Origin of the sequence: Microterricola viridarii, assembly GCF_001542775.1 — a bacterium.
In the GTDB taxonomy this organism is placed as follows: Bacteria; Actinomycetota; Actinomycetes; order Actinomycetales; family Microbacteriaceae; genus Microterricola; species Microterricola viridarii_A.
The window spans coordinates 1,786,595-1,810,710 of the sequence record NZ_CP014145.1 but is presented as its reverse complement, the minus strand read 5'-3'; the positions used below and the strand labels follow the sequence as shown (position 1 = coordinate 1,810,710).

Annotated in this window: 26 protein-coding genes; 14 read left to right on the top strand and 12 right to left on the bottom strand. The window is 68.7% G+C overall.

Annotated elements, in window-relative coordinates; all coding sequences use genetic code 11:
* Positions 1-159: 159 nt before the first annotated feature.
* Entirely contained in the window at positions 160-600 is a 441-nt protein-coding gene (locus tag AWU67_RS08380; protein ID WP_067227837.1) for a GNAT family N-acetyltransferase, read from the top strand.
* 45 nt (positions 601-645) lie between these two features.
* Here AWU67_RS08380 and AWU67_RS08375 read toward each other — a convergent pair whose 3' ends face one another.
* Entirely contained in the window at positions 646-1,908 is a 1,263-nt protein-coding gene (locus tag AWU67_RS08375) for a S1C family serine protease (RefSeq protein WP_067227835.1), read from the bottom strand.
* A 530-nt stretch (positions 1,909-2,438) separates the two neighbouring features.
* Between AWU67_RS08375 and AWU67_RS08370 the strand changes: the two genes are divergently transcribed.
* The 3 genes from AWU67_RS08370 (at position 2,439) to AWU67_RS08360 (ending at position 4,935) form a co-directional block, all read left to right on the top strand.
* On the top strand, positions 2,439-3,353 hold the full coding sequence (locus AWU67_RS08370) for a patatin-like phospholipase family protein (protein WP_067227833.1): 915 nt from the start codon (positions 2,439-2,441) through the stop codon (positions 3,351-3,353).
* A 186-nt stretch (positions 3,354-3,539) separates the two neighbouring features.
* A complete protein-coding gene (locus AWU67_RS08365) occupies positions 3,540-4,253 on the top strand; it encodes a hypothetical protein (protein WP_067227830.1) in 714 nt (237 codons plus the stop codon).
* Positions 4,156-4,935, top strand: a complete 780-nt coding sequence (locus AWU67_RS08360) for a PspA/IM30 family protein (protein ID WP_082716856.1) — start codon at positions 4,156-4,158, stop codon at positions 4,933-4,935. Before AWU67_RS08365 ends, AWU67_RS08360 begins: the two co-directional genes overlap by 98 nt.
* Before the next feature lie 61 nt (positions 4,936-4,996).
* Here the strand turns inward: AWU67_RS08360 and AWU67_RS08355 are convergent, their stop codons facing one another.
* Positions 4,997-7,207 carry an NADP-dependent isocitrate dehydrogenase gene (locus AWU67_RS08355; RefSeq protein ID WP_067227825.1) on the bottom strand — a complete coding sequence of 737 codons (2,211 nt, stop codon included), beginning with the start codon at positions 7,205-7,207 and terminating at the stop codon, positions 4,997-4,999.
* Positions 7,208-7,497: 290 nt separating this feature from the next.
* Between AWU67_RS08355 and AWU67_RS08350 the strand changes: the two genes are divergently transcribed.
* Positions 7,498-8,058, top strand: coding sequence for a hypothetical protein (locus AWU67_RS08350; protein WP_067227823.1), 561 nt, complete (start codon positions 7,498-7,500; stop codon positions 8,056-8,058).
* Here the strand turns inward: AWU67_RS08350 and AWU67_RS08345 are convergent.
* Positions 8,055-8,939, bottom strand: coding sequence for an aldo/keto reductase (locus AWU67_RS08345; protein WP_067227821.1), 885 nt, complete (start codon positions 8,937-8,939; stop codon positions 8,055-8,057). The two genes, AWU67_RS08350 and AWU67_RS08345, sit on opposite strands and share 4 nt — an antisense overlap.
* Before the next feature lie 179 nt (positions 8,940-9,118).
* On the opposite strand from AWU67_RS08345, the gene AWU67_RS16940 reads away from it, so the two are divergent.
* Positions 9,119-9,607 carry a cupin domain-containing protein gene (locus tag AWU67_RS16940; protein ID WP_335339039.1) on the top strand — a complete coding sequence of 163 codons (489 nt, stop codon included), beginning with the start codon at positions 9,119-9,121 and terminating at the stop codon, positions 9,605-9,607.
* Positions 9,547-9,924 (top strand): DUF2255 family protein, encoded by a 378-nt coding sequence (locus AWU67_RS08340; RefSeq protein ID WP_067227820.1) that lies wholly within the window; start codon positions 9,547-9,549, stop codon positions 9,922-9,924. The genes AWU67_RS16940 and AWU67_RS08340 overlap by 61 nt, the downstream gene beginning before the upstream one ends.
* Positions 9,925-9,939: 15 nt before the next feature.
* On the opposite strand, the gene AWU67_RS08335 is transcribed toward AWU67_RS08340, so the two are convergent.
* Together AWU67_RS08335 and AWU67_RS08330 are read right to left on the bottom strand one after the other, a co-directional pair.
* Positions 9,940-10,824, bottom strand: coding sequence for a helix-turn-helix transcriptional regulator (locus AWU67_RS08335; protein WP_067227817.1), 885 nt, complete (start codon positions 10,822-10,824; stop codon positions 9,940-9,942).
* A 122-nt stretch (positions 10,825-10,946) separates the two neighbouring features.
* Positions 10,947-11,444 carry a DUF427 domain-containing protein gene (locus AWU67_RS08330; RefSeq protein ID WP_067227815.1) on the bottom strand — a complete coding sequence of 166 codons (498 nt, stop codon included), beginning with the start codon at positions 11,442-11,444 and terminating at the stop codon, positions 10,947-10,949.
* A gap of 261 nt (positions 11,445-11,705) precedes the next feature.
* Here AWU67_RS08330 and AWU67_RS08325 point away from each other — a divergent pair, with 261 nt between their 5' ends.
* Entirely contained in the window at positions 11,706-12,065 is a 360-nt protein-coding gene (locus AWU67_RS08325) for a PRC domain containing protein (RefSeq protein WP_067227813.1), read from the top strand.
* Positions 12,066-12,229: 164 nt separating this feature from the next.
* Here the strand turns inward: AWU67_RS08325 and AWU67_RS08320 are convergent, their stop codons facing one another.
* The gene (locus tag AWU67_RS08320) at positions 12,230-12,934 is read right to left on the bottom strand and encodes an MBL fold metallo-hydrolase (protein WP_067227811.1); all 705 of its coding nucleotides are present in this window, start codon (positions 12,932-12,934) and stop codon (positions 12,230-12,232) included.
* Positions 12,935-13,044: 110 nt separating this feature from the next.
* On the opposite strand from AWU67_RS08320, the gene AWU67_RS08315 reads away from it, so the two are divergent.
* On the top strand, positions 13,045-13,617 hold the full coding sequence (locus tag AWU67_RS08315; RefSeq protein WP_067227809.1) for a TetR/AcrR family transcriptional regulator: 573 nt from the start codon (positions 13,045-13,047) through the stop codon (positions 13,615-13,617).
* 46 nt (positions 13,618-13,663) lie between these two features.
* Positions 13,664-13,933, top strand: a complete 270-nt coding sequence (locus AWU67_RS08310) for a DUF1905 domain-containing protein (RefSeq protein ID WP_199922363.1) — start codon at positions 13,664-13,666, stop codon at positions 13,931-13,933.
* A 45-nt stretch (positions 13,934-13,978) separates the two neighbouring features.
* Here AWU67_RS08310 and AWU67_RS08305 read toward each other — a convergent pair whose 3' ends face one another.
* Together AWU67_RS08305 and AWU67_RS08300 are read right to left on the bottom strand one after the other, a co-directional pair.
* The gene (locus tag AWU67_RS08305; RefSeq protein ID WP_067227807.1) at positions 13,979-14,398 is read right to left on the bottom strand and encodes a cupin domain-containing protein; all 420 of its coding nucleotides are present in this window, start codon (positions 14,396-14,398) and stop codon (positions 13,979-13,981) included.
* 9 nt (positions 14,399-14,407) lie between these two features.
* Entirely contained in the window at positions 14,408-14,872 is a 465-nt protein-coding gene (locus AWU67_RS08300; protein WP_067227804.1) for a GNAT family N-acetyltransferase, read from the bottom strand.
* A gap of 245 nt (positions 14,873-15,117) precedes the next feature.
* Between AWU67_RS08300 and AWU67_RS08295 the strand changes: the two genes are divergently transcribed.
* The 4 genes from AWU67_RS08295 to AWU67_RS08280 all read left to right on the top strand — a co-directional run bounded on the left by AWU67_RS08295 (position 15,118) and on the right by AWU67_RS08280 (position 19,817).
* On the top strand, positions 15,118-15,429 hold the full coding sequence (locus AWU67_RS08295; protein ID WP_129586666.1) for a hypothetical protein: 312 nt from the start codon (positions 15,118-15,120) through the stop codon (positions 15,427-15,429).
* A 269-nt stretch (positions 15,430-15,698) separates the two neighbouring features.
* Positions 15,699-17,291, top strand: coding sequence for an amidohydrolase (locus tag AWU67_RS08290; protein ID WP_067227800.1), 1,593 nt, complete (start codon positions 15,699-15,701; stop codon positions 17,289-17,291).
* 35 nt (positions 17,292-17,326) lie between these two features.
* Positions 17,327-18,409, top strand: coding sequence for a P1 family peptidase (locus AWU67_RS08285; protein WP_082716853.1), 1,083 nt, complete (start codon positions 17,327-17,329; stop codon positions 18,407-18,409).
* Positions 18,410-18,458: 49 nt separating this feature from the next.
* The gene (locus AWU67_RS08280) at positions 18,459-19,817 is read left to right on the top strand and encodes an aminopeptidase C (protein ID WP_067227798.1); all 1,359 of its coding nucleotides are present in this window, start codon (positions 18,459-18,461) and stop codon (positions 19,815-19,817) included.
* 60 nt (positions 19,818-19,877) lie between these two features.
* On the opposite strand, the gene AWU67_RS08275 is transcribed toward AWU67_RS08280, so the two are convergent.
* The 4 genes from AWU67_RS08275 to AWU67_RS08260 are packed head-to-tail and all read right to left on the bottom strand — an operon-like array spanning position 19,878 to position 24,116.
* Complete coding sequence (locus tag AWU67_RS08275; protein ID WP_234407400.1) at positions 19,878-20,681, bottom strand: serine hydrolase; 804 nt, start codon at positions 20,679-20,681, stop codon at positions 19,878-19,880.
* Positions 20,682-20,686: 5 nt separating this feature from the next.
* Positions 20,687-21,463: a serine hydrolase gene (locus AWU67_RS08270; RefSeq protein WP_234407399.1), complete on the bottom strand. Its 777-nt coding sequence runs from the start codon at positions 21,461-21,463 to the stop codon at positions 20,687-20,689.
* 56 nt (positions 21,464-21,519) lie between these two features.
* The gene (locus AWU67_RS08265; protein WP_067227791.1) at positions 21,520-22,473 is read right to left on the bottom strand and encodes a S66 peptidase family protein; all 954 of its coding nucleotides are present in this window, start codon (positions 22,471-22,473) and stop codon (positions 21,520-21,522) included.
* On the bottom strand, positions 22,470-24,116 hold the full coding sequence (locus AWU67_RS08260; protein WP_067227788.1) for an ATP-binding cassette domain-containing protein: 1,647 nt from the start codon (positions 24,114-24,116) through the stop codon (positions 22,470-22,472). Before AWU67_RS08260 ends, AWU67_RS08265 begins: the two co-directional genes overlap by 4 nt.

The following is a 24,116-nucleotide window of genomic DNA, read 5'->3' as shown; positions in this document are numbered from 1 at the left end:
GAATTAATCGAACTAATGTTCGAGAGTTAACGAGCTTACGCTGCCCCGCTGTGAGTCAAGCGGAGTCCAGAACGTTCCCGGGCGTCGGCCCCATCCGCTCCGGCGCCCTCGGCCCCGCAGCCTCCGTTCGCCGGCAAGGAGGGGTTCTATAGTTTTCAGATGAGCTATCTGGTTGACGATGCCCGCGACCGCATCGACTCCGACTTCGTCTGGGCTGAATTGCGTGAGGTGTACTGGGCGAAGTGGCGGAGCCGCGGGGATGTCGAGACGCAGATTAGGGAGGCGTGGCGTGTCATCGGCGTCTACGACGAGCGGACCGGCGAGCAGGTCGGCTTTGCCCGCGCACTCTCAGACGGCCTCGGCTTCGCGTACCTCGCTGACGTCATTGTGAGCGAGGCGCACCGCGGGAACGGGCTGGGCAAGCGGATCGTGCAGGCGATGATCGACGACGGCCCCGGTGCACACTTCCGGTGGACGCTCTTCACGAGCAACGCGCACGGCCTCTACGAGCAGTTCGGCTTCACGGATCCCGGGCCGACTGCCCTTGTTCGCCCGGCGGCCGCACAGCCGCCGCATCCGACGCAGGCGCCCTCGTCCTGACGCAGAATCGCGATCGACGGGGGCGCCTCACTGCGTGAGGGGGGGCTATGCGGCTGGCCCCACCCCCAGCGTGACCGTCGCCGTGGCGGGGGCCCCCGAAGCATCCGTCCAATTAACGGTCACGGTCTGGCCAGGCGCGTGTCCGGCGAGCGCCGTGGTGAGATCGGATGCCGAGCTGATCGCCGTGCCGTTCACGGCCGTGATCGTGTCGCCGGCGGCGAGGCCGGCGGCCGCGGCGGCCGTGCCGTCGATGACTCCGCCGATCATGGCTCCCGGAACGGTCGACGTTGACGTGCCGCCACCGAACCCGTTGCCGTAGCCGTAGACCGAGGTGTCCCCGGCGGGGACCACCTCGACACCGAGGAAGGCCGGGCTGCCGAGGGTGATCTCAGCCGAGGCTTGCCCCGACTCGATCTGTCCCGCGACCGACAGTGCGGTGGCGATGGGGATGGAGTAGCCGGCGACCGCGCCGCCGCTCGCCGCAGCGGTGTCGATCCCGATGACCTGGTTGCTCGCGTTGTAGAGCGGCCCACCCGAGTCGCCGGCCTGGATGTCGGCACTGGATTCGATCAGCCCGGTCAGGGTTTCGGATGCCGCCGCCCCCTCCGCCTGCGTCGTGATGGTCTGGTCGAGAGCGGTCAGCGTTCCGGCGACGGCCGACGGCGTTCCCCCGACCCCGCCTGCGTTGCCGACCCCGGTGACGGCGCTCCCGACTGTGGCCGTCGACGAGCTGTCGATGGCGGCGGTCTGCAGCCCGGATGCCCCGGAAAGCTGCAGCACGGCGATATCGGCCGTGGCATCCGTGCCGACGACGGAAGCCGTGTAGCTCGCGCCCGTCGACACGACGGTGACGCTGATGTTCGTCGAGCCCGCCACGACGTGGTTGTTGGTGAGGATCTCACCGCTGGAGCTGAGCACGATGCCGGTTCCCATCGCCTCCGCGTTGTCGTAGGTGAGCTGCGAGGTCACGTCGACGACGCCAAGCTGTTGCGCGGGGGTGGCGGCGACGGTGGCGGTGCTCGTCGATCCGCTGCTGCCGGAACCGGAGGATGGGTCGCCGTAGCCACCCGAGGTGAACGGCAGCTGCGCCGAGCCGGATTGCGCCTGACCGCCGTACGGCAGGTTCTGCGCGCTGGCGGTGCTGGCGGTTGATGCGCCCGTGCCGGCCGCGGTTGCGGCGAAGGCCGCGACGCCCCCGAAGCCCGAGCCCACGACGAGGGTTGCCGCGGCTGCGGTCGAGAGCACGGCCAGCCCGCGCCGGCGCAGCATGCCCGTGTGTGTGCCTGTGAGATCATGCGTTGCGTTCATCGTCCTGGCCCTCTCGTGCTCTCGGGATCTTCCTTGATTCCCTCAGCACACGCCTAGACGCTATGCGAATCCTATGAGCGAGTTTCGAGTCGGGTGGGAGATTCGCACCGGCGTCAGCTCAGGACGGGCTGGGGCGCGAAGTGGCTCTGGATCACCGGCCGGAACCATCGGTCGCGATACGCAGAGGCCTCCATGCTGGGGCGCGCTTGGGGCCGCCGCCCATCGAACGCGTGGAAGCAGCCCTCGCAGGCCGTGAACTCGGCGGGCACACCCGCCTCCTGGAGACTGTCGACGGAGTCGGTCGCGCGGGCAGCTGCGGGTCGATCATCTCTCGGGTCACTCTCACGCCATCACCGTCCTGCGACGGGAACGGCGAGGAAATTGGGTATGACCACGTCTGTCTGGCCTCCAGCTTGGGCTGGCAGGATGTCAGTCAAGCCAGTGAAGTACACGAATGAGCTCACGGTGGATGCTGGCGGAATGGCAACGGCGCGCTTCATAGATGCACGCACTCTCAGGAAGCTACGACCATGAATGAATCACTTCAGCACAGCTCGGCACGCGACTCCCGCACCGCATTGGTGCTGGGAGGTGGCGGCTCGGCCGGCAACGCGTGGCTGATCGGTGTTGTCGCCGGCCTGGTCGAGGCCGGGTTGGATGTCACGCGCGCCGACCTGATCATCGGCACCTCGGCCGGATCGACGGCCGCAGCCCAAATCACGGGTGCGCCCCCCGCCGGGCTGTTGGCCGACATCCTCGCTGCAGTTCCCCATTCGCAGACTGGAGCGGCCGGATCTGGTCGCGGTCCAGCGCCGACGACGTCGGTGACGAGTCAGATGGAGACCACGGGCGCGATCATCGCCGCCGCCGCCGATGCGGCCGACATGCGCCGACGGCTCGGGGCGTGGGCGCTCGCGACGGATGGCGCGTCAAACGTGGCTGCCCAAACCCGCTGGCGCACGACCGTCGCCGCGCGGCTGCCAGAGCAGCGCTGGCCGCAACAGCGGGTGCTCATCACGGCGGTCAACGCCCAGACGGGTGAGCCGACCGTGTTCGACCGGCACAGCGGGGTCGAGCTGGCCGACGCCGTGGCCGCCAGCTGTTCCAGCGGCTTTGCCTACCGAATCGGTGACAGTCGGTACATCGACGGCGGCTACCGCCGGAACGAGAACGCCGACCTGGCCGCCGAGTACGCCCGGGTGCTGGTGCTCTCACCGTTCGGCGGGAGGTCGCGGCATCCGCAGGATTGGGGCATGGACCTCGCAACACAGCTCGCGGAGCTGCGCGCCAGCGGCAGCAGAGTCGAAACGATCTTCCCGGATGGCGCCTCGAACGCCGCGTTCGGGGACAACATGATGGACCTGTCGAGGCGTGCGCCTGCCGCGCAAGCCGGGTTCGAGCAAGGCAGAGCTCGTGCCGAGAAGCTCACGGAATTCTGGCACTGACGCCGGCGAGGCCCGTCTCGTGACCCGCGACAATCGCTGAGGATCTGTCGAGACTCCTTCCCGTGACCCCTCCGCACGCGTAAGTTGAGATATATCGCGTTTGCGGCGCCGAAGCCGCGGCGAAGACAGTACGGAGGTGTGCCTCATGGACTCGAAACACGTGGCTCGGAACGGGAGGCGTCAGCCATGGACGTCGTGTTCTGGATCCTGATCTCACTCGCGGCCATCGCCGCCGCCTCGGTGCTCACCGTGGTGCTGATCGTGCGGGCGCTCTATCGCCGCGTGCGGCGCAGCCACACGGTGAACAGCGCGGTCTTGAAGAGCCGCGCCCAATTCAGCCGGGGGCCGCGCCGCCAGGTGCTCGCCCTCGAGCTGCAACTCGACGACGCACTCGACAGCGGTCGCGCCGCGATCGACCTCGCCGTGCGCAGCAACGGCCGGCGCGGCGATCTTCCCCGGCTGTTCCGGCGCATCGAGGCCGAGGGCGCCACCCTGCGGGCGCAGTTGCAACTCATGGAGAGCGAGACGGATGCCGGCGCGCTGGCCGATGCGCTGCCCGCCGCGAGCCTGGCGGTCGACCAGATCTCCGACATGATCCGTGAGCTGCGGGCATCCGTGGCCTCCGGCCTTGGCGACCCCACGGGAGACGCGCTCTCGGCGCTGCACGCCGAACTCGACCTGGAGGTGGCCTCCCTGCACGCGGGACTGGTGGAACTGGCCAACCTCAACAGCCTCGACCGCGGCGGCAGCACCGCCACCCGTACCCGCCCAACGACAACACACGGCCCAAAGGAGTCCAGCAATGAGCGACAACACCGCGCGGATGCGTACGATCTTCCGCACCAAGACATCCAAAGCGCTCACCCGGATGGAGGATCCGCGCGACGCCCTCGACGATAGCTACGAGCAGCAGGTGAAGCTGCTGCACGAGGTGCGGGGGGCCGTCGCCGAGGTCGCAACGGCGAAGAAGCGCATCGAGCTGCAGGGCGAGGAGATGGGGGCGCGCCACCGCCGTCTGGGGGAGCAGGCCACCGAAGCCATGGCGCAGGGACGCGAGGACCTCGCCCGCGCCGCGCTGCAACGCCGCGCCTCGCTGGAGGGCCAGGTGGCGAAGCTGCAGGAGCAGCACGCCTCGCTGCAGGCGCAGACCTCCCAGCTGCAGGAGCGGGAGCGCCGGCTGGCCGAGCAGATCGCCGCCTTCCGCGTTGAGAAGGAGACCCTGAAGGCCACGTACAGTGCCTCCGAGGCGCAGGTGCGGGCGAATGAGTCGGTCGCTGGCATCGGCGCGAACATGAACGACGTCGGAGCCGGCCTTGACCGCGCGCGCGATCGCGTCACGCAGATGCAGGCCCGCGCGCAGGCGACCGGCGACTTGCTCGCCAGCGGCGCCCTCCAGGACCTGACGGCGGCACCCGACGCCGACATCGAGCGCCAACTCTCCGAGCTGGCGTCGCGCGCCGACATCGAGCGCCAGCTCAACGCGCTGAAGGCGGAGGGTGGCGAGGGCGGCCGTGGCTCCGGCATGACGGTGCATTCCCCCGACGGCTGGTTGAGCATCGGGCAGGCACCGCCGACTCCGTAAGCGGGCGCACGACAGAGGGGCCCGCACGGCACACGCCGTCCGGGCCCCTCTGGGTGTCGCGTTACAGCGAGGCGAGCGCCTCGGCGAAGGTCGTCGACGGGCGCATGACCGCGTCGGTCTTGGCCTCGTCGACCTTGAAGTAGCCGCCGATGTCGACGGGCGATCCCTGCACGGCGATCAGCTCGTCGACGATGGTCTGCTCGTTGGCACGGAGCGTCGCGGCCAGGGGCGCGAACGCGGCGGCCAGCTCGGCGTCCTCTGTCTGCTTGGCCAGCTCCTCGGCCCAGAACAGGGTGAGGAAGAAGTGCGAGCCGCGGTTGTCGATCGTGCCGAGGGCACGGCCGGGCGACTTGTTCTCGAGCAGGAAGGTGCCGGTGGCGCGGTCGAGGGTCGCACCGAGCACACGGGCCTTGGCGTTGTCGTTGGCGTCGGCGAAGTGCTCGAAGCTGGCGGCCAGCGCGAGGAACTCACCCAGGCTGTCCCAGCGCAGGTAGTTCTCCTCCACGAGCTGCTGCACGTGCTTCGGGGCCGATCCGCCCGCGCCGGTCTCGAAGAGACCGCCGCCGTTGAGCAGCGGCACGATTGAGAGCATCTTGGCGCTGGTGCCGAGCTCCAGAATCGGGAACAGGTCGGTGTTGTAGTCGCGCAGCACGTTGCCGGTCACCGAGATGGTGTCCTCGCCGCGACGGATGCGCTCGACCGAGAGCGTGGTGGCCGCGGCGGGTGCGAGCACCCGAATGTCGAGGCCGGCCGTGTCGTGCTCGGGCAGGTAGGCGTTGACCTTGGCGATGAGGTTGGCGTCGTGGGCGCGGTTCTCGTCGAGCCAGAACACGGTGGGCGTGCCGGTCGCGCGGGCGCGGTTGACGGCGAGCTTCACCCAGTCGCGGATGGCGACATCCTTGGTCTGGCAGGCGCGCCAGATGTCACCGGCCTGCACGGCGTGCTCCAGCAGGGCCTCGCCTGCCTGGTTGACGACGCGCACGGTGCCCGCCTCGCTGAGCTCGAACGTCTTGTCGTGCGAGCCGTACTCCTCGGCCTTCTGTGCCATGAGGCCGACGTTCGGCACGGTGCCCATGGTGGTCGGGTCGTACGCGCCGTTGGCGCGGCAGTCGTCGATCACGGCCTGGTAGATGCCGGCGTAGCTGGAGTCGGGGATGACGGCGATGGTGTCGTGCTCGGCGCCGTCGACGCCCCACATGTGCCCGGAGCTGCGGATCATGGCCGGCATCGAGGCGTCGACGATCACGTCGCTCGGCACGTGCAGGTTGGTGATGCCCTTGTCGGAGTTGACCATGGCCAGGCGCGGGCCGTCCTTCAGCCCCTGCTCGAACGCGGCGCGGATCTCGGCGCCGTTCTCGAGGGCATCCAGCCCGTCGAGGATGCTGCCGAGGCCGTTGTTGGGGGTGAGTCCCGCGGCCTGGAGCTCTGCGCCGTACTGCTCGAACACGGCCGGGAAGAAGGCGCGGACGACGTGACCGAAGATGATCGGGTCGGAGACCTTCATCATGGTGGCCTTGAGGTGCACGGAGAACAGCACGTCTTCGGCGCGGGCGCGCTCGATCGCCTCGGCGAGGAACTCGTGCAGCTTGGCGACGTTGAGGAATGTGGCGTCGATGACCTCACCCGGCAGCACCTTCACGCCGGGGTGCAGGGTGGTGACTTCGCCGGCCGCGTTCACGTGCTCGATGCGCAGCACGTCGTCGTCGGCGATGACAACCGACTTCTCGTTGGAGAAGAAGTCGTCGTGTCCCATGGTGGCGACGTTGGTCTTGGAGTCGGCTGCCCACGCCCCCATGCGGTGCGGGTTCTTGCGCACGTACTCCTTGACCGAGAGCGGCGCGCGACGGTCGGAGTTGCCCTCACGAAGCACCGGGTTCACCGCGGATCCCTTGATCTTGTCGTAGCGCGCGCGCACGTCCTTGTCGGCATCCGTCGCGGGGGCGTCGGGGTGATCCGGAATGTCGTAGCCCTTGGCCTGCAGCTCCGAGATTGCGGCCTTCAGCTGCGGCAGCGACGCCGAGATGTTCGGCAGCTTGATGATGTTCGCCTCGGGCGTGGTGGCGAGCGCGCCCAGCTCGGCGAGTGCATCGCCGACCTGCTGCTCGGCGCTCAGCTTCTCGGGGAACGCGGCCAGGATGCGGCCGGCGAGGGAGATGTCACGCGTTTCGAGCTCGACACCCGCGGTGCCGGCGAAGGCGCTGATGACGGGGAAGAACGAGTGTGTCGCCAGCATCGGCGCCTCATCGGTGTAGGTGTAGACGATCTTGGTCATCGTGGGCAGCTCCTTGGCGTTGCGTATGGCGAACCTATCTCGATATCAAGATATCAGGGAATGTCTGGAGGGCGTGGCGGATGCCGTTGCCGCCGGCACGTGGATCGGGCCGACCCGGCGCACTCGGAATGGGGGTGGCGATCGGCGCCTAACCTGTGGCACCCTCTGGTCATCGCACCGCGCGCTCGGCCGGTCGACTGGCGCGTCGTTGTGGGGAGAGTATTGGGGCTCAGGGTCGCGCGTTCAGGCGCCGGGAAGATGGCCGGCGGAGCCGACACGGCGGTGCGCCGATGAGGAACCGCGTTCGCGTCGCTCTCCAGGCCGCCGTGCTGGTGCCACTCATCATCATAGGCGGCGCCATTGCCCTGGGCATCGTGGTGATCATCGTCGTGATCGTCATCGCGGCCCTCGCGCCCAACGCGGCCGAAGAGCAGGGGAAGGCCATCGGCGCCGCCATCGCGCGCGGCGGAGGCGATCCGATCTGTGACGACGGCGACGGCGGCCAAGGCCCCGACAATACCACGCCCTGGTACGAGGCGTTCCATGAGTTCGACGGCCGGGCTCAGGCGCTGCGGGTGATGAAAGAGACAGCGGCCGACGCCGGATTCGCCCTTGAGCCGCGGCTGGATGAGGACGGCAACCCCTCTGAAGAGCCCGACGGTGGGCTCGTCTTGACGGCTGAGAGCGCGGGGAACCGGCTTGAGGTGATCATCTCTGAAACGAGCATGCCGGGCATGTGGTGTGCCAGCGATTCGGAGCGGGAGCGACTGCCGGAGCCTGGCCACGCCCTCACGCGATTCGTGCTCATTTACCCGGATGACGCCGGAGCGGCATCCGCGCGGCAGGATTAGGCCTCGGGGATCGGGCGGCCGAATGCCTCGAGGGTGATCCTCTCGGGCTCGGGGCCGCCGCGGATTCCGGTATCCAGCGCGTCGATCCGCGCGAGCTCGTCGGCCGTGAGCTCGAAGTCGAACACGTCGAAGTTCTCCGCGATCCGCTCCGGCCTCACCGACTTCGGGATGGCGGAGCGGCCCTCCTGCAGGTGCCAGCGCAGCATCACCTGGGCGGGCGTCTTGCCGTGGGCGGTCGCGATCTGCCCGATCACCTCGTCCTCCAGCGTCGAGCCGATCACGCCGGGGCGGTAGAACGTGATGCCGCCGATGGGTGACCACGCCTGGTTCAGGATGCCGTGCTCGGCGTCGTAGCTGAGCAGCCCCTTCTGCTGAAAGTAGGGATGCACCTCGATCTGGTTCACCGCGGGTGTCACGGTGGCGACGGCGAGCAGCTGGTCGAGGTGGTCGGGCATGAAGTTGCTGACGCCGATCGCCCGCACCTTGCCGTCGGCGTACAGCCGCTCAAGCCCCCGGTAGGCCTCGAGCGTCTTGGCAAAGTCGCCCGGCAGTGCCTGATGCAGGATGAGCAGGTCGAGCTGCTCGACGCCGAGCTTGCCGGCCGACTTGTCGAAGGCGTGCAGCGTCTCGTCGAAGCCGTAGTCGCTGATCCACACCTTGGTCTCGAGGAACAACTCATCGCGGGGGATTCCCGAGGCGGCGATGGCCTGCCCGACCTCGCGCTCGTTGAGGTAGGCGGCCGCGGTGTCGATGTGCCGGTAGCCGACCTTCAGCGCCTCCGTCACGGAATCCGTCGTCTCGGCCGGAGGAGTCTGGAAGACGCCGAAGCCCAGTGCGGGCATGTCGACGCCATTGTTCAAGATCAGGTTCGGAACAGTCATGGGCTCGACGCTACGCCGGACGCCCGGATTCTGGGAGGGTCTGCGAGTACCCGATACGGCAGGGACTCCCGCGGAACGGCCGCAGGGCGTTTGATGGATGTCGGGTCGGTCGAGACCGGCCCGCCAGTGACAACCCAGACCCACCCCAGCCCGGCGCTCGCCGGAGAAGGAGCACCCTCATGAGCACCCAGATGCAAGCAAAGCTGCCCACCGTCAAGGGGCCGGCGGAGTGGTTCACCGGTGACGTGTACTTCAACGCCTATTACGCCGGCGAGGAACCCTCGCGCGCTCGGCTCAACCTGGTGCGCTTCACTCCCGGAGCGCACACGGCCTGGCACACGCATGCGGTCGGCCAGACCCTGCACGTGACTGAGGGGCTCGGCTACGTTCAGTCGCGCGGCGGGGAGCTGATCGAGCTGCACCCGGGGGACACCGTGCACACGCCAGCGGGGAGTGGCACTGGCACGGCGCGACCCCCGACAACTTCATGTGCCACCTCGCCCTCTGGGAGGCGCCGGCGGGCGGCAGCGAACCAGAAACGGTGTGGGGCGCCAAGCTCCGCGACAACGAATACCCGACCACGAACCCGACCAGCTAGGAGAACGACATGGCACAGTGGACGGCAGACGAACTCAGCCGAATCGACGCCAGCGCCGAGCTGCGCGTGACATCGGCGCGTGCAGACGGGTCGCTACGGCCCTACACGACGATCTGGCACAGCGCGCTGGGTGATGCCCTCTACCTCAGGTCGGCGCACGGCACGCAAAACGGCTGGTTCCGCCGCGCGCTGCACGCCGGACAGGGGCGGATCAGCGCCGGCGGCGTCGAGCGGGATGTCACGTTCGAGCTGGCCGACCCCTCGGTGCGGGAGCACCTGGACCGCGCGCTGCACCAGAAGTACGACCGCTACGGCCCGGCCCCCATCGCCGCGATCACGGGCAGCGATGTGCTCGAGACCACCCTGCGGGTGATGCCGCTGGGCTAGGGAGCCGGCGCAGGGCTACGACCGCTGGGCTGCCTCCGCCGCGACGTTCTCGCCGTCTTGCGAGGCGGCCCAGGACGCCAGCAGGCGGAGGGCATCCGCGGTCGGCGACCCCGCCGGCGCGGTGTACACGTTCATCACGAGGCCGGGCTCGCTGGGCAGCTCCATCGACTCGTAGTTCAGGTCGAGGTTACCGACGATCGGGTGGTGCAGGCGCTTCAGGCCGCTGCGGTGGAACACGACATCGCGCGACGCCCAGCGCTCGCGGAACAACTCGCTCTGCGTCGACAGCTCCCCGACGAGCCGGATCAGCTCGGCGTCGTGCGGGTTGCGCCCCGCCTCCAGCCGCAGCATCGAGGCGGCGTCCTTGGCCACCTGATCGTAGTCGCGCCAGAAGGCGCGGGCCGCCGGGTTCAAATAGATGAACCGGGTGGTGTTCACCGGCCGGCGCGTGTCTTGGAACACGGGCGAGTAGAGCGCCCGGCCCATGCGGTTCGCGGCCAGGATGTCGTGGCGCCCGTTGCGCACCCACGCCGGAGCGTCCGCCATCGCCTCCAGCACCTGCTGCACCGCCGGGCGCACGGCGCTCGCGGGCTTGCGCGCCGCCCGGCGGCTGGGGCCCGACGCCCGGGCCAAGTCGAACAGGTACTCCCGCTCCGCCTCGTCGAGCTGCAGGGTGCTGGCGAGCGCGTCCAGTACGCTCTCCGATGCGCCGGCGAGGTTGCCGCGTTCCAGACGCACGTAGTAGTCGACCGAGACTCCGCTGAGCATCGCGACCTCCTCCCGGCGCAGCCCGGGGACGCGCCGGTTGCCGCCGTACGCGGGAAGGCCTGCTTGCTCCGGCGAGATCCGGGCGCGCCGCGAACTCAAGAACTCCCGGATGTCACTGCGCACGTCTCCCATTCCTCAACGATAGGCCGCGGCATCCCGCCCCGGGAGGCACTGTGGTTACCTGCCAGCACTGTCGCTACCTGCCACACTGTCGCTACCTGCGCGCCCGGCTGTTCACCGCAGGGGCGCGCGATTCACCAGCCCCACGTTCCGGCTTCCCCTTTGAACGGGCCGACGACGCGGGAGGTGATCCAGCCGCCGTAGAAATCGCCGGCCTGGGCGGTGACGGTCTCCCCATCCACAGTGCAGCGCTCCATGGCGCCCGGGTACACCGCAATCCGGTCGGCCAGCGCCTCATAGCCGGGTGCAGGTGCCGGGTAATACCACGCCGCACCGGCCGCGCTGCCCACCGAGAGGTAGCGTGCTTCGCCCTTGAACTCGCAGTGCGTGCGGCCACGTGCCGGCTGCAGCACGCCCGGTGCGAACGCGCCGCGCGGCAGGTAGTAGACCGGCGGATGGCTGGTCTCCAGGACGCGCACCACGTCGGTGGTGTCGACGACACGCTGCCCGTCGACCTCGACGGTGACGCGCTGGTCCACCCGTTCGACGCGCGGTGGCCGGGGATAGTCCCAGACGGATTCCTGGCCGGGGCCGGGCTGGATCCGGTGGTGTTGCAGGCGGGTGGTGGTCATGCCGGAAGGCTAGTGCGCGCGGCTGAATCGCGCCTGACCCTGTCTGAGCTCCCGACTGAGCTCCCGCCTGTTCAGGCGCGGACCTGGCCAACCGCGTCGGCCAACGAGCGGGCGCGGGCCGGGCCATTCCCTCAGGGCGCGGATTTCACGCCGCGCGCCCGTGATAACAGGCCGGTTCGTCATTCACAACCCCCTGTGGTCATCGTCCACCGTGCGGCAGGGTTGAAAAGTACACAGACCGTCACGAAGAAAGGAACGGACATGTCCAACACATGGGACCCCTGGTCTTATCGGGATTCGACAGGACGCACGCCGGACTCCGCCGGCATCGTCGGTTACAAGGTGCACGCCACAGATGGCCACATCGGCAAGATTGATGAGGCCAGCGACGCGGTCGGGGCCGCCAGCATCGTCGTCGACACCGGCCCCTGGATCTTCGGCCGCAAGGTTGTGCTGCCGGCCGGAACCGTCGAGCGCATCGATGACGCCGAGAAGGTGGTGTACGTCGACCTCACCAAGGAGCAGATCAAAGATTCTCCGGAGCTGGTCGAGGGCATCGCCATGACCGACCCGCAGTACCGCGAGAGCATCGGCATCTACTACGGCGGCTACTACATCTGACCGGCCGGCATCTGACCACCCAGCATCTGACCGCCCGGCGCCCGTATCCCTTGAACGGGCGACCCAGGCACCACGCTCGTTGAGCTGGGGAGCGGCCGGCATCCGTGTACCGGATGCCGGCCGTTTGTGGTCCCGGCAGGCTCCGGCCCCGACCCTTCCCCGGCTCAGGCGCGGATCTGGGCGACGGCGTCGGCCATCGAGCCGGACCAGGCCGGGCCATGGCCGGGCACGACACGGTGTGCGGGCAGCTCCGCGAGAGCGTCGAGCGAGCGCAGCGCCTCGCCCGGGTCGTCGGTGAAGGGTGCCGGCTGCGGGCCCGTCACCCCGGTCAGCACATTGCGGGTAGTGAGCGCATCCCCGACGAAGACCGTGTCGACGCTGGGGACGAAGACCGCGACACTGCCCGGTGAGTGCCCCGGCATACCGATGATCTGGGGCGAGCCGGGGAGGGGCAGCGTCTCGCCGCCCTGCATCTCCATTACCGACGTCAGGTGCGTGCTCTTCATGCCGCCCTTGCGGAGCGCGTACGCGCCGAAGCCGAGAACGGCACCGAAACGTTTGGGCCCGCCCGCGGCATGCGAGGTTGCCTCCCCGCGCGCTCGCGCGGCATCGGCCGCGTGCACATAGACGGGGATTCCGTGGTCACGGCGCAGGCGTTCCGCGATGCCGATGTGGTCGCTGTCGCCGTGAGTGAGCACGACGCCGCGGATGTCACGGATGTCGCGACCCATGTCTTCGAGCTCGGCACGCAGATCGGCCCAATGGCCGGGGAGTCCGGCATCGATCATGGTGATGCCGGCGGGTGTCTCGATGAGGTGGAACGCCACGATGTCGTTGCCGACACGGCGGAGCCCTGGTGCGAGTTGCATTGTCCGAATCCTTCCTCGTTGCTACCATGGCTACGATACATAGCCATCATGGCTATGGTCAATAGCCATCATGTTCGGTCATGCACACAACGTCGAGCCGCGGGAGCACAATGCCAACACCGGAACGCACATCACGCGAAGCGATCCTCGCCGTCGGGCGCGAGATCTTGGAGGCAGACGGGCTTGCCGGCCTGACCATGCAGGCGGTCGCCAGCCGAGTGGGCGTCAAAGCCCCGTCGCTGTACAAGCGCATCCGCAACCGCGACGAGCTCGTGCGACTGATCGCCGAGGCCACCATCACTGACCTCGGCGCCCATTTGCGCCTGGCCGCGGCCGAGCCGGCGGATGCCGCCGCGCGCGTCGCCGCGCTCGCCGTGGCGTTCCGCGCCTTCGCACATCGGTTCCCGGCCGGCTTCCACCTCATCTTCGCGCCCGGCCCCGCCGGCAGACGGCCGGCGCACGACACGATCGTCGCGTCGAGCGCGCCGATCCTGGAGGCGGCCGGCGCACTCGCGGGCCCGGCTCATGCACTCGACGCCGCGCGCACCGTGACGGCGTGGGCCAACGGGTTCATCAGCATGGAGCTTGCCGGCGCCTTCAATCTCGGTGGCGACGTCGACGAGGCGTTCAGTTTCGGCATCCGCACGCTGACATCTGCCCTGGAGACTCGCGCGGAGGCATAGTCTGAGCTGCCGAGCGCACCCGATCGGCATTCGGAGAGGAGCAACCGTGGTCAGCTTTCGAACAACACTGATGTCGACCGGCGGCAACAACGTTGGCATCGTCGTGCCCGAGGAGATCGTTCTCGGCTTCGGACGCGGCAAACGCGTGCCCGTCGTCGTCACCATCGACGGCGACTACTCCTACCGCAGCTCGATCGCGTCGAGGGGCGGTCGATTCCTCATCTCGTTCAACGCCGAGACGCGGGCCGCCACCGGCAGGGGCGCGGGCGACGAGATCGAGGTCGCCCTCGACGTTGACGACGCGCCGCGCACCTGAGGAACGCCGGGGCGCACCGCTCGCTGGAGCAGACCGGGAAAGTGCCTACTCGGCCCAGGGCATCGGGCGTTCGCGGTCGAGCACGCCGTCGCGGCCGATCTCGGCCAGCGCGGCGCCGCCGGCGCGGATGCAGAGCCAACGCAGCGCCTCCGGGCTGTCGGGCAGGCAGCGCCACGTGCTCCACGTGCCCTGCGGCACGCGGACGGTGGTTCCGGCCTGCACGTCGATGATGTCGTCGTTCAACCCCATCTGGCCGCGGCCGGCAAGGAACACGTAGAGCTCCTCCACCTTCTCGTGCGTGTGCCAGAACGGCGCCTGCTGGCCGGGCTCTGCGGCCGTGGCCGACATGCCGATGAACTCCAGCGGCAGCTCCTTCTCGACGAACCGCTTGCCGGGCGCGACGCCGCCGGTGAACTCGGCCCACGCGTCGAGCCCGCCCATTTCCATTACTTCGTATGCACTCATCCCGCCACCCTAGATGATGGTCGGCTCGGCCTCGTACGTCACCCAGCTGGTGCGGGTGGCCAGTGTGTCGTAGAGGGCCTGGGCCTGGTGGTTGTCGGCTGCGGTCGCCCACTCCACCACCTCGTGGCCCTCCACGGCGGCCATCTCGGTGAGCCGCCCGATCAGCGCCCGGCCGACGCCGCGACCCCGCGCGGCCGGGTCGGTGAAGAGGTCGTCGAGGTAAATCCCCGTCGTGCCCGTGTAGGGCGTGGAGAAGCGCCGGTAGTGCGCAAACCCTGCGATTGCCCCGTCTGCCTCGGCGACGAGCGCGTTGCACTCGTGGCTGGCATCCATCAGCCAGCCCCACACCCGCGAGACGACATCCTCGGATTCCGGCAGTTCGTAGAACTCGCGGTAGGCGCGGAACAGCACCCGCCAGCGGGCCTCATCGGCGGGGGCGAGTGGCCGGATGCTCGGGGTGGCGCTCGATGCCATGGGTGGCTCCTCTTTCTGTGGGTTCAGCCAGAACGGTACTGCCCTGTACGGGGCGCACGCCACTGCGGCGATCTCCTCCGTGCGTTCGAGCGGCCGAAGGCAGGCGGAGGCATCCGTTCGCATTGATCCAGTTCCCGGGGGTTGGTGGTAGTTTTCGCGGATTGGGGTGTGCGCAAGAAAGCCGGGAAACCATGTCGGGTGAGTCTGCAGAACTGATGGGGGCCAGCGAAAACGTCCAACGGATCATGCGCACGGGAACCGTCTGGTTCTCGGTCGCGATCGGGGCGTCCGCGGTATCGACGGGCACGCTGTTCGCGTCGGGCTGGCGGCCGGCGGTGCTGCCGGCGGGGCTCGCCGCGCTGTGGTGGTCCGGCGCTGCGCTGGTCGCGCTCAGCCTGGGGCTGCTGGGCTGGTCTGGCTGCCCGATCCTCGAGGTCAGCGTGGCCACAGCGAACCGCAACAAGACGCGCACCATGCAGCTGGGCACTTTGATCTTCATCGTCGGGGGAGTGCTCGCGATGCTGGCGGTCGCGCTCGGCCCCGTGCCGCCGGGCTGAGACAAATCGGGTGAGGCGCGCCGGAAGATCTCCTCCGGCGCGCGGTGCGGCTGCGCTGGTGGCGGCTCTTCCCACGCCTCTTCCCCCGGGCAGGCGGCCTGCAGGTCGTCGCGGCCCGCCCGCCCGCCCGGCACGGGAATCGCGACAACATAAGCATCGCTTGCGCTCACCCCGACGCATCCGGCGCGAACGCCGTTGAGCATTGAGTTGCCTCCGCCCTAGTGTTGCTTCTAGTGCATGGATGCCGGTGCGGAGCGTGAGGAAAGCTAATGGTCACAACGCTGTACACCCACCCCCGGATTCTCCTACCGGGCACCGCGCCGGGGGCACAACGCGCGGACGCGATCCTCGTGAAGCGGGGCACGATCACCGCCGTCGGCGAGCGGCGAGCGCTCCGCGACGCGGCACCGTCAGCGCGGGAGGTCGCCTTGCCGGGCGCCGCCATCGTCGCGGGGTTCCACGACGCGCACATCCATACCGGGAGCGTTGCCCGTGACATGGACGCGGTCGACCTGCGCGCTGCGCGGCACAAGCAGGAAGCGCTCGACACCCTCCGCGGCTACCTCACCGAGCGCCCGGGCACCGGCTGGGTCTCCGGTGGGTACTGGGATGCCAACGGCTGGCCGGGCGGCCTGCCGAGCAGACACGACCTCGATCGGGTGTGCGCAGATCGCCCCGTCGCGCTGTCCAGCCTCGACGGGCACTCGATCTGGGTGAACAGCCTGGGCCTGCGTCGGGTCGGTATCGACGCCGCCAGCCCCGACCCGGCCGGTGGGCTCATTCTGCGCGACGCCGACGGTCGCGAACCCAGCGGGGTGCTTCGCGAGAGCGCCGCAGATGCCGTGATCGAACTCGCCGAACGCGAGCTGAATGATGCGCTCCCCGCGCTGCTTGAGCGTGCCCAGGAGCGACTACTGGCGATGGGGCTCACGCACCTGACCGATCTCGACGGCGAGTCGACGCGACTCTCTTTCGAGTCGATGCGTGCTGCGGGCCGCCTCAAGCTGCGGGTGCACAAGGGAATCCCGCACGAGGACCTCGACCGTGCCATCGACGAGGGCTGGCGAACGGGCAGCGGCGATCGATGGATCACGACCGGACCGGTCAAGCTCTTCTCCGATGGGGCATTGGGCTCACACAGTGCCCACATGCTCAGCGACTTCGCCGATGATCCCGGCAATCACGGTGTCGAGGTGCTCCCCGTCGAGGAGCTCGCGGCCCTGGTCGTGCGGGCGAACTCCAGGGGGATCGCCGTCGCCACCCACGCGATCGGCGACAGGGCGAATCGGAACGTGTTGGATGCCTATGCCGCGGCCGTCGCCATCACGCGGGCGGCGGGGCTGCGCAACCGGATCGAGCATGCCCAGCACATCGCCCGCGACGACATTGCGCGCTTCGCCGAGCTGGGCGTTGTCGCCTCCCTGCAGCCGACGCACTGCACGACCGACTTCCGGCTCGCTCGGCGCCGCCTCGGCGACCGTGCGCTGGCCAACTACGCCTGGCGTTCCCTGCTCAATTCAGGCGCGCGCGTTGCCTTCGGATCCGACGCGCCGATCGAGCCCGCGAACCCGATGTACGGCGTGCATGCCGCGGTGACACGGCAGAACCGGGCATCCGAACCCGTCGGGGGATTCGAGCCGGACGAACGGCTCGGCGTGGATGAGGCGCTCGGACTCTATTCCGCCGGGGCGGCGTATGCCGCAGGCCTCGAGACCGTGACCGGCCGTATCGCGGCCGGAAACTTCGCCGACTTCGTTGCTCTCGACGCTGACCCGCACGCCGTCGACCCTGCGGCCCTCGCCACCATCTCCGCTGCGGCCACCATCGTTGACGGCGACGTCGTCTACGCCTCGAACCGCTGACCACCGGTCAGACGCGCACACCCAAGGACCAAGACATGAGCGACAGCGAACTGCTCGGCGCGGCGCGCCCAGACGCACCAACAACGCGACCCGCCGCAACAACGCGACCGAGGCTCGGTGATCTGGGCGTCCCGTCCGGCTCGGCGCCGCGCGGGCCGGGCAACGCGATCACCGATGTGCCCGGGGTGCGCATCGGCCACTGCACGCTTCTCACCGACACCCTGAGCACGGGTGTCACCGCGATCGTGCCCGACGCCCTGACGGCCTCGCGACGCAGGCTGCCGGCCGGGCTGGCCGTCGGCAACGGCTACGGCAAGCTGATCGGCGCAACACAGTTGCAGGAACTCGGCGTGATCGAGACGCCGGTGCTGCTCACCAGCACGCTCTCGGCCTTCAAGGCCGCGGATGCGCTGCTCGGCTATCTGCTCGAGCAGCCCGGCCACGAGACGACCACGACGCTGAACCCGGTCGTCGGCGAGACCAACGACGGCTACCTCTCCGACATCCGCAGTCGCCCCGTCAGTGACGAGATGGTGCGGGCGGCGCTCCAATCCGCCGCGTCCGGCCCGGTGGCTGAGGGCGGTGTCGGTGCGGGTGCCGGCACGGTGGCCCTGGGCTACAAGGGCGGAATCGGCACGTCATCCCGGGTCGTCTCGATCGGCGAAGCGCAGTACACGCTCGGCGTGATCGTGCAGAGCAACTATTCCGGCACGCTGCGCATCGACGGCGTCTCGATGCCGGCCAGCGACCTGCTCGCCGAGGAGCCGGCCGTCGGCGTCGGGAACTCGTGCATGATCGTGGTCGCCACTGACGCCCCGCTTGACGCCCGTCAGCTCGGTCGGATCGCGAACAGGGCGATCTTCGCGCTCCGGGCAACCGGCTCCGACTACGCCGAGGGCAGCGGTGACTACGCGATCGCCTTCTCGGTCGGCGACGACCGGGCCCCAGACGACGGGCTGCTCTCTGCTGCGTTCCTGGCCACGATGGAAGCGACGGAGGAGGCGCTGTTGAACTCGATCCTGCAGGCCGAGACGCGGCAGGGCTTCCAGGGCCGCACCGCCAGGGGAATCCCGATTGACCAGGTCGTCGCGCGTCTACGCCGGGGCGGCGTTCAATAGATACGTTTTGTATCTGGTGCTTCTCGCTCCTGATAAATAGGCTTCATCTATGACTATCACTGAAGATACGAAGCGTATTAGGGGGACTCTCACGCCGGATTGGTTGCGCGCCCTGCACGCGGATTTCGCGGGGGACGCCGCAGCGAGGCTCGCGATGAATGCCGTGACGCGCACCTCGGTCGACGAGGTCGCCGTCGATCGGGGGCGGTTGCTCGGCGTGCAGCTGAGTATGTCGAACCGGCTGGACAACTGGGATGCAGCCGACCAGAAGCGGTCGGGCCGGTGCTGGTTGTTCGCCGCGCTCAACCTCCTGCGCGCGGATGCCAGGAAGAAGCTCGGCGTGAAGAACTTCGAGTTCAGCCAGAACCACGCCATGTACTGGGACAAGCTCGAGCGCGCCAACTTCTTCCTCGAGGACATGATCGCCGTCGCCGGCTCTGCCGCCGACGAGCGGATTCCGATGTTCCTGCTCGGCAACGTGCTCGACGACGGCGGCCAGTGGAACATGGAGGTCGCGGTGTTCGAGAAGCACGGTGTCGTGCCGAAATCACTGATGCCGGAGACGGAGTCGTCATCGAACACGTCCAGGATGAACGCCTCGCTGCGCACCCTGTTGCGCAAGGGCGCCAGGCGGCTGCGCGACGCCGCCGCCGCTGGGGCGCACGACGGAGCTCTCGACGAGCTCAAGCAGGCGATCCTGCGCGACACCCACCGGGTTCTGACCATCCATCTCGGGGTGCCACCGCAGAGCTTCGACTGGCGGTGGAACGACGACGACGGCGCCTTCCACGACGGCGGCACGCTCACCCCGCGCGAGTTTCTCGACGAGTACACCGAGATCGCACTGGGCGACTACGTCTGCCTGGTCGATGATCCTCGGGCGGAGCACCCGAAGGGGCGCGCGCTCACGGTTGCGCATCTCGGCAACGTCGTCGGTGGCGACCCGGTGCTGTACCTGAACACCGACGCCGACACGATGAAGCGCATCGCGGCGCAGGCCATCGTGGCGGGGGAGCCGGTCTGGTTCGGCTGCGACGTCGACCCGCAGATGGAAGCGTCCCAGGGCATCTGGGCCGCCGACCTGATCGACTACTCGGCGGTCTACGGAGTCGATCTCAGCACGACGAAAGAGGAGCGTGTCCGCTACGGCGACTCGGCGATGACGCACGCGATGCTCTTCACCGGTGTCGATCTCGTGGACGGTGCGCCCCGGCGCTGGCGGGTCGAGAACAGCTGGGGAACAGAGAAGTTCGACAAGGGCTTCTGCACGATGGACGACTCCTGGTTCGATGAGTACGTCTTCGAGGTCGTCGTGCGCAAGGACCGGCTCCCGGCCGAGCTGCGCGCGGCGCTCACGCACGTTCCGATCGTGCTCGACCCGTGGGACCCGATGGGTGCGCTCGCTTAAACGGAACATCCGCCGCCCCGCTCTGGCGGGGCGGCGGATGTTCCGCGTGACGCTACAGGCTCAGCCGCGCAGGGCCGCGCGGATGACCTCGCCGACCTCGCGCATCGAGGCGAGCACGCCATCGCGGGCATCCGCGCCCGAGCGCCAATTCGCCAGGACGGCGTAGGCGATGCGCCGTTCGCCACTCATCACCAGGCCGACATCCGCGCGCACGGTGGAGATCGTGCCGGTCTTGTTCCAGAGCCAGATGTCGCGGTCGAAGTAGTAGTGGGCGAGCGGGTCCAGGCCGAAGGCGGATGCCGTCATGGAGAGGTCCATGCCGGCACCGAGCCAGCGTTGCAGGGTGTCCGCGGAAGCCGGCGAGAGGTCTTCGGCGCGGGCGGTGCGCTGCACGAAGCGCACCAGCTCCTCCGCGTTGGCGTGCGAGAGCGTCCGCGGGGCACCGGGCGGCAGCGGCCAGCGCACAACATCGTCGAGCGCCGACTCGGTGTAGCCGAGCGCGCGCGTGTGCTCCTGCACAACGGGGAGGCCGATCACGCGGCAGAGCGTGTTGGTGGCGGCATTGTCGCTCACCGCGCCGACGAGGGCGGCCGCGTCATAGAGCGACAGGGTGTCCGCCTGCAGCAGGTACCAGAGGCCGGAATTGTCCATCCACTCGACGGGACGGCGCGTGACCTGCTCCTCGAGCGAGCGGGTCCCCGCGTCGGCCTCGCTGAGCAGACGGTGCAGCAGGAAGATCTTGCCGACGCTGGCGGTGTCGAGCACGCGCTCGGCGTCCAGCCGGACGAGTTCCTCTCCGGAGTCGATGTCGACGGCGAGCACCGACCACTGCGTGTCGTGCTCGGAGTAGAAGCGCGGGGTCATCTGAGTCATTCCTCTCGAGGCCGGCCGGTGATGTGGCCGCGGATCTGTTCTCCGATGGCGCGCATCGCATCGATCACGGGGGCGCGCAGATCGGCCGACTGATTCTTCCAGTTCGCCGCGACCGCATAGGCAACGGACCCCGCCGGTCCGGACACATGGCCGACATCGATCCGCGCGAAATTGGTCGACCCCGTCTTGTGCCGCAGCACGATGCCTTGATAATCGGCGTCGACATGGGCGAGCGGGTCGACCAGGAACGAGTCGGCGAGCAGCGAGGTGTCCGCGTTCGCGGCGAGCCAATCGAGCACCCGCGCGCTGACCGCGGGGGAGTGCACGTCACCGGCAGCCAGCCTGAGCATCACATCGGCCAGTTCGCGGGCGGTGCCGAACGATGGCGTCCACGGCAGATCCGGCGTGCGTTCGTCGCGCAGATAGTCGTGCAGTGCGGTGTGCCGGTACCCGAGCCCCGGCGCCACCATGCGCACCGTCTCGAGACCGCACAGATGCAGCAGGGTGTTGGTGGCGAGGTTGTCGCTGAACGCACCGACGAGCAGCGCCAAGTCATCGACGCAGAGCAGCTGATCGCGCATCCGATACAGGATGCCGGAGTCGGCGACGGCGAACTCGGCCGGAACCTGGACCCGTTGGCCGAGCTGCAGGGTGCCGTCCTCAATGCGCCGCGCGACCTCGATGAGCAGGAAGATCTTGCCGATGCTGGCCGTCTCACACTGGGTGTCCTGGTTGTGCTCGAGCAGGGGCGCGCCGCTCGCGGCGTCGAGCACTCGCACGCTCCAGATCGCACGGTCATCGAGCGTCGGCAGCGTCCAGTACTCGCTCATCACGCCGGCCCCGAGACGGTCAGCCGCGGTGTCTGGCCGCTCGCGTCGAGCACGCCGTCGATGTTCATCGGAACACTGAGCGCGTGCGGGTCATGCCCGAAACCCTGCTCCCAGAGCACGGGCACGTCGAGATCGCCGAGGTACTCGGCCAGGAGGTCTTGGATCTCATCCGCATCACCGCAGTGGAGCCACGATCCGAGCACAATGCCGGAGGAGCTCGAGAGCCGCCCGGCCCGCTGCAACTGCACCAGCAGATTGTCGAGCCGGTAGACCTCTTCATCGATGTCCTCCAGGAAGAGGATGCCGCCGGGGTTCTGCGCGGCCTCCGCCGCGCCGAGCGCCGCGGCAACGAGGCTCAGATTGCCGCCGCTGAACCGGCCGGCGGTGCTGCCGGGAACCAAGACCTCGGTCTTGGGTCCGATCAGGTCCCGCCCGGCCCACGGCTCGAATAGCCAACGGTGCACGTCGGCCCTGACGAACTCAGATTCGCGGAAGACATCATTGCTCGGCATCGGGCAGAACAGGCCGGCCACGTCGAGCTGCACCCGGAACGCCTCGTGCAGCGCGGTGATGTCGGAGGAGCCGGTGAGCAGCGTCGGGCGGCCGTCGCGACGCAGCATGCCGTCCTGCATCGCGCCCCAATCGATGCCGTCGAGCAGGCGCATTGCGCCGTAGCCGCCGCGCACGCAGGCCACCGCATCCACGTCCGGGTTGGTCCAGGCGGCAACCAGGTCGGCCCGTCGCGCGTCGTCCTCTCCGGCGAGGTGGCGAGAGCGCGAGTGCCGGTCGAGCACGTGCTCGCCGACGACGACTTTGAGGCCCCACGACTCGTAGTAGCCGACAGCGCGCCGCAGCCCGGCCCGCGTGCACGGTCCGGAGGGGGCGATGATGGCGACGGTGTCGCCGGCCACGAGGGGGGCGGTGGTGAGATAGCTGGTGCGGTGCGCGCTCACGCGGCGTAGTCCTTGACGCTCGGGGCTGCGGCAAGCAGCGTGCGGGTATAGGGGTGCTGCGGATCGAGCAGCACGGATTCTGTCGAGCCCTGCTCCACAATCTCGCCCCGGTACATCACGGCGACCCGGTCGGCGATGTTCCAGGCCAGGCCGAGGTCGTGGGTGATCACCAGCGCAGAGAGCCCCAAGCGCTGTTTCAGAGAGAGCAGCAGACCGAGGATCTCACCGCGCACCGAGGCATCGAGCGACGCGACCGGTTCGTCGGCGATGATCATTTCCGGGTGCAGCGCGAGCGCCCCCGCGATGACAACGCGCTGGCGTTGCCCGCCCGAGAGTTCTTGGGGGATCGCACCGAAGTAGTTCTCCGGCGGTGAGAGTTCGGCATCCATCAGGCTCTGCGCGACGCGCTCGCGCTCGTCTCCCGGCATGCCCTGCACCCGCAGTCCTTCGGCCACCGACTCGTAGACGGTGAGTTTCGGGTTCAGCGCGGCGGATGGGTCCTGCAGCACCAGTTGAATCCGGCGGCGGAACGCCTTCAGTGCCTTGCCCTTGGTGGGCAGCGGTTGCCCGCCGAAGGTGATGCTGCTCCCCGGATCGGTCGGCTGCAGGCCCATCAGCGCTCGGGCGAGGCTGGTCTTTCCCGAACCGGATTGGCCGACGAGTGCCACGATCTCGCCGCGCCGTACCTCGAGGTCCACATCGCGCACCGCGCGGAACTGCCCGGAACCGTGATAGGTCACGTTCACGCCCCGGGCGGAGAGCAAGACTTCGTCGCTCGGCTTCGAGATCCCCGGTTCGTCGGCGCCGGCGCCGTGCCTGGTCACTGGCCGCAACCGCGACGCGGGGTCGCCGATCGTGGGAAAGGCGTCGGTGAGCTTGCGCGTGTACGGATCGTTCGGCTCTGTGCAGATCATCCGCGCGTCGCCCACTTCGACGAGCTCGCCGTTGCGCATGATGGCGATGCGTTCGCAGGCGGTGGCCAGCACCGACAGGTCATGGCTGATCATCAAAAGCGAGATGCCGCGCTCTGTCACGAGACGGGAGATCATGTCGAGGATCTGTTTCTGCACGATCACGTCGAGTGCCGTCGTCGGCTCGTCGGCGATGATGATCTCCGGCTCGCAGGCCAGCGCCATGGCGATCATGACGCGCTGCTTCTGGCCGCCGGAGAGCTCGTGCGGGTAAGACTTTGCCTTCTCCGGGCTGAGGTCGACGATGTCGAGCAGCTCGCGCACGCGCGTCTCGCGGCCCTGTTGCGTCTTCCATCGGTCTGTGACATGGATGACCAGTGCCTCTGTGATCTGGTCGCCGACGGTGTGCACCGGGTTCAGCGAGTGCATCGCACCTTGGAAGACGATGGAGGCCTGCGCCCAGCGCAGCGCCCGAAGCTGACCGAAGTTCAGCGCGGCCACGTCGGTGTCGCCGACGAGCACGCGTCCGTCGAGACGGGCATTGCTGGGCAACAGGCGCAGCGCGCTCATGGCGAGGGTCGACTTCCCGGAGCCCGACTCGCCCGCGATGCCGAGGGTGCCGCCCGCCGGCAGCTCGAGGGTGACCGACTTCACGGCGGGAACCTCGCCACGGCCGTTGCGGCCAGAGGTCTTGTACATGATCGACACGTTCTCGAATTTCAGATCAGGCAT

What these genes read in the sequence shown, in the direction of transcription:
- AWU67_RS08380 (WP_067227837.1), top strand. Translation starts at nt 160, where the DNA reads ATGAGCTATCTGGTTGACGATGCCCGCGACCGCATCGACTCCGACTTC.
- AWU67_RS08375 (WP_067227835.1), bottom strand. Translation starts at nt 1,908, where the DNA reads ATGAACGCAACGCATGATCTCACAGGCACACACACGGGCATGCTGCGC.
- AWU67_RS08370 (WP_067227833.1), top strand. Translation starts at nt 2,439, where the DNA reads ATGAATGAATCACTTCAGCACAGCTCGGCACGCGACTCCCGCACCGCA.
- AWU67_RS08365 (WP_067227830.1), top strand. Translation starts at nt 3,540, where the DNA reads ATGGACGTCGTGTTCTGGATCCTGATCTCACTCGCGGCCATCGCCGCC.
- AWU67_RS08360 (WP_082716856.1), top strand. Translation starts at nt 4,156, where the DNA reads ATGAGCGACAACACCGCGCGGATGCGTACGATCTTCCGCACCAAGACA.
- AWU67_RS08355 (WP_067227825.1), bottom strand. Translation starts at nt 7,207, where the DNA reads ATGACCAAGATCGTCTACACCTACACCGATGAGGCGCCGATGCTGGCG.
- AWU67_RS08350 (WP_067227823.1), top strand. Translation starts at nt 7,498, where the DNA reads ATGAGGAACCGCGTTCGCGTCGCTCTCCAGGCCGCCGTGCTGGTGCCA.
- AWU67_RS08345 (WP_067227821.1), bottom strand. Translation starts at nt 8,939, where the DNA reads ATGACTGTTCCGAACCTGATCTTGAACAATGGCGTCGACATGCCCGCA.
- AWU67_RS16940 (WP_335339039.1), top strand. Translation starts at nt 9,119, where the DNA reads ATGAGCACCCAGATGCAAGCAAAGCTGCCCACCGTCAAGGGGCCGGCG.
- AWU67_RS08340 (WP_067227820.1), top strand. Translation starts at nt 9,547, where the DNA reads ATGGCACAGTGGACGGCAGACGAACTCAGCCGAATCGACGCCAGCGCC.
- AWU67_RS08335 (WP_067227817.1), bottom strand. Translation starts at nt 10,824, where the DNA reads ATGGGAGACGTGCGCAGTGACATCCGGGAGTTCTTGAGTTCGCGGCGC.
- AWU67_RS08330 (WP_067227815.1), bottom strand. Translation starts at nt 11,444, where the DNA reads ATGACCACCACCCGCCTGCAACACCACCGGATCCAGCCCGGCCCCGGC.
- AWU67_RS08325 (WP_067227813.1), top strand. Translation starts at nt 11,706, where the DNA reads ATGTCCAACACATGGGACCCCTGGTCTTATCGGGATTCGACAGGACGC.
- AWU67_RS08320 (WP_067227811.1), bottom strand. Translation starts at nt 12,934, where the DNA reads ATGCAACTCGCACCAGGGCTCCGCCGTGTCGGCAACGACATCGTGGCG.
- AWU67_RS08315 (WP_067227809.1), top strand. Translation starts at nt 13,045, where the DNA reads ATGCCAACACCGGAACGCACATCACGCGAAGCGATCCTCGCCGTCGGG.
- AWU67_RS08305 (WP_067227807.1), bottom strand. Translation starts at nt 14,398, where the DNA reads ATGAGTGCATACGAAGTAATGGAAATGGGCGGGCTCGACGCGTGGGCC.
- AWU67_RS08300 (WP_067227804.1), bottom strand. Translation starts at nt 14,872, where the DNA reads ATGGCATCGAGCGCCACCCCGAGCATCCGGCCACTCGCCCCCGCCGAT.
- AWU67_RS08295 (WP_129586666.1), top strand. Translation starts at nt 15,118, where the DNA reads ATGCGCACGGGAACCGTCTGGTTCTCGGTCGCGATCGGGGCGTCCGCG.
- AWU67_RS08290 (WP_067227800.1), top strand. Translation starts at nt 15,699, where the DNA reads ATGGTCACAACGCTGTACACCCACCCCCGGATTCTCCTACCGGGCACC.
- AWU67_RS08285 (WP_082716853.1), top strand. Translation starts at nt 17,327, where the DNA reads ATGAGCGACAGCGAACTGCTCGGCGCGGCGCGCCCAGACGCACCAACA.
- AWU67_RS08280 (WP_067227798.1), top strand. Translation starts at nt 18,459, where the DNA reads ATGACTATCACTGAAGATACGAAGCGTATTAGGGGGACTCTCACGCCG.
- AWU67_RS08275 (WP_234407400.1), bottom strand. Translation starts at nt 20,681, where the DNA reads ATGACCCCGCGCTTCTACTCCGAGCACGACACGCAGTGGTCGGTGCTC.
- AWU67_RS08260 (WP_067227788.1), bottom strand. Translation starts at nt 24,116, where the DNA reads ATGCCTGATCTGAAATTCGAGAACGTGTCGATCATGTACAAGACCTCT.